Source organism: Pseudomonas tehranensis (assembly GCF_014268615.1).
Lineage (GTDB): Bacteria > Pseudomonadota > Gammaproteobacteria > Pseudomonadales > Pseudomonadaceae > Aquipseudomonas > Aquipseudomonas tehranensis.
Map to the genome: position 1 here is coordinate 1 of NZ_JABWQV010000314.1, position 5,011 is coordinate 5,011.

The 5,011-nt window shown below is 60.6% G+C and carries 5 protein-coding genes; 2 read left to right on the forward strand and 3 right to left on the reverse strand.

The genetic code is table 11. The annotated features are described in order from the left end of the window. Nucleotides 1-38: 38 nt before the first annotated feature. Genes HU811_RS24770 through rloA form a run of 3 tightly spaced genes read right to left on the reverse strand, consistent with a single transcriptional unit; the run spans nt 39 to nt 3,099 of the window. Nucleotides 39-1,025: an alpha-L-glutamate ligase-like protein gene (locus HU811_RS24770; RefSeq protein ID WP_186658622.1), complete on the reverse strand. Its 987-nt coding sequence runs from the start codon at nt 1,023-1,025 to the stop codon at nt 39-41. Then, nucleotides 1,025-2,557 carry an osmotic stress tolerance membrane protein RloB gene (gene rloB / locus HU811_RS24775; RefSeq protein ID WP_186658624.1) on the reverse strand — a complete coding sequence of 511 codons (1,533 nt, stop codon included), beginning with the start codon at nt 2,555-2,557 and terminating at the stop codon, nt 1,025-1,027. The genes HU811_RS24770 and rloB overlap by 1 nt, the downstream gene beginning before the upstream one ends. A gap of 5 nt (nt 2,558-2,562) precedes the next feature. Beyond that, on the reverse strand, nt 2,563-3,099 hold the full coding sequence (gene rloA, locus HU811_RS24780) for a retropepsin-like aspartic peptidase RloA (protein WP_092399897.1): 537 nt from the start codon (nt 3,097-3,099) through the stop codon (nt 2,563-2,565). A gap of 283 nt (nt 3,100-3,382) precedes the next feature. Here rloA and HU811_RS24785 point away from each other — a divergent pair, with 283 nt between their 5' ends. Together HU811_RS24785 and prpB are read left to right on the forward strand one after the other, a co-directional pair. After that, on the forward strand, nt 3,383-4,096 hold the full coding sequence (locus tag HU811_RS24785; RefSeq protein ID WP_092458843.1) for a GntR family transcriptional regulator: 714 nt from the start codon (nt 3,383-3,385) through the stop codon (nt 4,094-4,096). Next, entirely contained in the window at nt 4,093-4,977 is an 885-nt protein-coding gene (prpB, locus tag HU811_RS24790; RefSeq protein ID WP_047228278.1) for a methylisocitrate lyase, read from the forward strand. The genes HU811_RS24785 and prpB overlap by 4 nt, the downstream gene beginning before the upstream one ends. Nucleotides 4,978-5,011: the final 34 nt, after the last annotated feature.

Sequence of the window (5,011 nt, forward strand, 5' to 3'; positions counted from 1 at the left end):
GCGGGAGCAAGCTCCCTCGCCACGGGGGACGGCAGCCCTCAACCCTCGACGGGTGGAATATGCCCAAACAACTCCTGGGCAAACGCCACGCGCTCCTCGACGGTTTCAACTACGCCACGGGCCTTGAGTTCTTCCAGGCGGGCTTCCACTGCATGGGTGCGCAAGGTCAGGCCGCAGTCGTTGGCGATCTGGATGTTCAGACCCGGTCGGGCGTTGAGTTCCAGGATCAACGGACCTTTTTCCTGATCCAGCACCATGTCCACGCCGATGTACCCCAGCCCGCACAGTTCGTAGCAACCGGCGGCCAGTTTCATGAAACCGTCCCAGTAGGGCAGTTGCACGCCGTCCACCGCGTTGGTGGTGTCAGGGTGTTTGGTGATGATGTTGTTCAGCCAGGTGCCGCGCAGGGTCAGGCCGGTGGCAAGGTCGACACCCACGCCGATGGCGCCTTGGTGCAGGTTGGCCTTGCCGCCGGACTGGCGGGGCGGCAAGCGCAGCATGGCCATCACCGGATAGCCCATCAGTACGATGATGCGAATGTCCGGTACGCCTTCATAGCTGATGCTCTTGAAGATCTGGTCCGGCGTCACGCGATATTCGATCAGTGCCCGGTCCCGATGCCCACCCAGAGAGTACAGACCGGTAAGGATGCTGGACACATGGTGTTCGATTTCTTCATGGCTGATGATCTTGCCGGACACCGTGCGATAGCGGCCCTCGAAGCGGTCGGCAATGACGATGATACCGTCGCCACCCGCGCCCTGGGCCGGCTTGATCACGAAGTCGGTTCGCCCGCCGATGATCTCGTCGAGCTTCTCGATTTCCTTCTCGGTGGAGATCACCCCGTACAGCTCCGGCACATGGATACCGGCAGCGATGGCCCGTTCCTTGGTGATGATCTTGTCATCGACGATCGGGTACAGGCTGCGCTTGTTGTATTTGAGCACGTAATCGGCGTTACGCCGGTTGATGCCCATGATGCCCCGGGCCTCCAGGGCCTTCCAGGTCTTCCACAGGCCGAACATTATGAGTCAGCCTTGAGGAAGGCCTTGAACCGCACCAGCTCGGTCAGGCGGTAGCCGCGGTAGCGCCCCATGGCCAGCATGAAACCTACCAGAATCAGCAGGATGGCCGGGAAGGTGAACACGAAGTACACCAGCTCCGGCACGCTCATGATCAGGTGCGCCAGGGCGGCGGCGAACAGGGTGCCGATGGCCACCTTCATGGCATGGCTGGCGCCGCGTTCTTCCCAGGTGATGGACAGGCGTTCGATGGTCATGGTCAGAATCACCATCGGGAACAGCGCGACCGACAGCCCGCGTTCCAGGCCCAGCTTGTGGCTGAACAGGCTGATGGCGGCGATCAGCACCACCACGAACGTCAGCACCACCGATAGCCTTGGCAGCATTTGCAGCTTGAGATGTTCCAGATAGGAGCGCAGTGACAGGCCCAGCGTCGTGATGACCGTGAACAGGATGATACCGAAGCCCAGCTGGGTTTCGCGGAAGGCCAGGGCGATCAACACCGGTGTGAACGTGCCCAGGGTCTGCAGGCCGATCAGGTTGCGCAGCACCAGAATCACCAGCACGCCGATCGGGATCATCACCATGATCATGAACGTCTGCTGGGTTTGCAGTGGCAGGCCGTAGAGCGAGTATTCGAGGAAGTTGGCGTCGGTGTTTTCGTCCGTCAGCTTGGCCAGGCGAATGGCGTTCATTTCGCTGTTGTTCATGGTGAAGGTGACGGTGGCTTTTTTGCCGCCATCGACGGTGATCAGGTTTTCATCACCGGTCCACCACAGCAGGCGGTCGCTGGGCAGGCCCCGCTCAGCAGTATCCGGGTTGAAATACAGCCAGTCGGTGCCGTTGAAACTGCGCAGCCACAGTTCAGGCGACTGCGGTTGGTCGGCGACCAGGCGGATGGTATGGACCTTCTCCACGGGCACGTGGGCGATAGACAGCACCAGTTCGACGACTCTGGCCTTACTGGCTATGGACGGATCGCCAGCCAGCAGCAGCTTGACGTTGTCATCGTTGGGGTTGTTGACCCGTTTGATCGCTTCGCTGATGAAGGTCTCGACGTCGGCCGAGTGCTGGCGGATCGGCGCGAGCAGGGCTTCGGCGGCCAGCTTCTCGGGGCCCTCGACGGCGATGCTGTCGCGGAAGGTCGGGCCCTTGATCTTGGATTTTTCCGAGGTGTAGCGCTTGGTCAGCACCAGGCGGTAATACAGCGTCTGGTTGCCCTTGGCCCGACGAGCCGACCACGTAACCTTGCGGTTACCGTCCACCCGGTTCACCGCCACACCGTAGTTATTGGAAATGAAGCTCTCGTTGAGGCTGACATAGTCCATGCTCAGTGGCGGCACGAACATCTGGATCTTCACCGGATCCTTGGCATTGGGGACGAACTCGATCTTGGCGTCGATGTTCCACAAGTCGTCGGTGGCGTCTTCGGTCACAGGGATGCCGAGCACGAAAATCTGATAGGCCGTCACCGACAGGCCCAGCACCACCAGGATGGCGATCAGCATTTTCAAATGGAGGGTAAGAGAGCGCATTGGAATTACTCTGCGGTTTGAGCGGCATTGGCGCAGGCGGGTTTGCCGGCAGCGTATTTGAGACTGGGGTCGACCAGCGCGTCGAAGCGTTTGAGGGCTTCGGAGCCGATCAGTAGCGGGTATTGGAAAGCACTGCGGTCGGTGAGGTTCACTTCGATGCTACGCAGGGCCGAGCCCATGCAGATGTCCAGCTCGATGACCGGCCGAGCCGTGTAGTTCTTGCCTTCTTCGGGATCATAGTCGCCGGCGCGGCGTTTGATCTTGCTGACCCGGGCCAGCGGACGTTCGATAGGGTGCGAATGCGCCGCGTCGATGGCCAGGTAAAAGCGCACCCAGGATTCGCCATCGCGTTTGAAGCGCTTGATGTCCCGGGCGCTGAGCGAAGCGGTTTTGGCGCCGGTGTCCAACTTGGCGGCCACTTCCAGGTCGATGCCCTGCAGGGCGGCGTATTCATTGAGGCCGTACACGGTTTTTTCACCCGCCAGGGCAAGCCCCGGCAGGCACATGAAGCAAAGGACAGCAGATAAGGGCTTGAGTGTCATAAATCCTGATGCACAGTGTTCCGTTCGTCGGTTCAGGCCCTGGCATTACTGCACAAGCTCCCTGGGTTGCCTTCTCTAATAGATGCAGAGCGGCAAATGGCGGCGGCATTCTAGCACGGTGGTTTTCTGACGCCACCGCCGCCCGGACGTTACCGGTTATCCCACGTACCGGGTTATGACAGGGGCGCTTATTAGACGATTGTCGACAATGTCTAATTTTTCTTTGACGTATTGGCATTGATTGGTTAATTTTTGCCTCATAGATTTGTAAGGTGTCGACAATATGCTCGATCAGCTTGAATCCCCAGTCCTGCCCCAGGAAGAATCGGAAACCCTTTCCGAGAACGTCTTCCGGCGTATCCAGGCCGCAATCGTGCGAGGCGATATCGCGCCTGGCAGCAAGATCTCCGAGCCCGAACTGGCACGCACCTACGGCATCAGTCGCGGCCCGTTGCGCGAGGCGATCCATCGCCTGGAAGGCCAGCGCCTGCTGGTGCGGGTGCCTCACGTGGGCGCCAGGGTGGTCTCCCTGAGCCACGCCGAGTTGCTGGAACTCTATGAAATCCGCGAGTCCTTGGAAGGCATGGCCTGCCGTCTGGCGGCCGAGCGCATGACCGTGGAAGAAATCGACGAGCTGCGCCGGGTCCTGGAAACCCATGAGCGCGACGCGGCGTTCCAGGCCGGTGTCGGCTATTACCAGCAGGAAGGCGACTTCGATTTTCATTACCGGATCATCCAGGGCAGCGGCAACCGCACCCTGACCCAAATGCTCTGCGGCGAGCTGTATCAATTGGTGCGCATGTACCGCATCCAGTTTTCCACCACGCCCAACCGTCCGCGCCAGGCCTTTGCCGAGCACCACAGGATTCTTGATGCCATCGCCGACCGTGACGGTGAACTGGCTGAATTATTGATGCGCCGGCACATCGGCGCTTCCAAACGCAACATCGCGCGTCATTTCCAGGACAGCGCCGCCACTGAACGAGGTGAGTCATGAGCAACAGCACTCCAGGCCAGCGTTTTCGCGATGCGGTCGCCAACGAGCATCCGCTGCAAGTGGTGGGCACGATCAACGCCAACCATGCGCTGCTGGCCAAACGCGCCGGTTTCAAGGCGATCTATCTGTCGGGCGGCGGCGTGGCGGCCGGCTCCCTCGGCGTGCCGGACCTGGGCATCACCGGCCTGGATGACGTGCTGACCGATGTGCGCCGTATCACCGACGTCTGCGACCTGCCGTTACTGGTGGACGTGGACACCGGGTTTGGCTCCTCGGCGTTCAACGTGGCTCGCACGGTCAAGTCGATGATCAAGTTCGGCGCGGCGGCCATTCATATTGAAGACCAGGTCGGCGCCAAACGCTGCGGCCACCGTCCGAACAAAGAGATCGTCTCGCAACAGGAAATGGTCGACCGCATCAAAGCCGCCGTCGACGCGCGCACCGATGACAGCTTCGTGATCATGGCCCGTACCGATGCCCTGGCCGTGGAGGGCTTGGAATCGGCCCTGGACCGCGCCGCCGCATGCATCGAGGCCGGCGCCGACATGATCTTCCCGGAAGCCATTACCGAACTTGAGATGTACAAGCTGTTCGCCAGCCGCGTGAAAGCGCCGATCCTGGCCAACATCACGGAATTTGGCGCGACACCGCTGTACACCACCGAACAACTGGCGGGAGCCGACGTATCCCTGGTGCTGTACCCGCTGTCGGCGTTCCGCGCCATGAACAAAGCGGCCGAGAACGTCTACACGGCGATCCGCCGCGACGGTACGCAACAGAACGTCATCGACACCATGCAGACTCGCATGGAGCTTTACGATCGAATCGACTACCACACCTTCGAGCAGAAGCTCGATGCGTTGTTCGCGGCGAAAAAATGAAACCATCGCAGCCTCGTTGCACTCGGCAGCTCCT

Coding starts and splice junctions, on each gene's coding strand:
- HU811_RS24770 (WP_186658622.1), bottom strand. CDS start 1,025: ATGTTCGGCCTGTGGAAGACCTGGAAGGCCCTGGAGGCCCGGGGCATC.
- rloB (WP_186658624.1), bottom strand. CDS start 2,557: ATGCGCTCTCTTACCCTCCATTTGAAAATGCTGATCGCCATCCTGGTG.
- rloA (WP_092399897.1), bottom strand. CDS start 3,099: ATGACACTCAAGCCCTTATCTGCTGTCCTTTGCTTCATGTGCCTGCCG.
- HU811_RS24785 (WP_092458843.1), top strand. CDS start 3,383: ATGCTCGATCAGCTTGAATCCCCAGTCCTGCCCCAGGAAGAATCGGAA.
- prpB (WP_047228278.1), top strand. CDS start 4,093: ATGAGCAACAGCACTCCAGGCCAGCGTTTTCGCGATGCGGTCGCCAAC.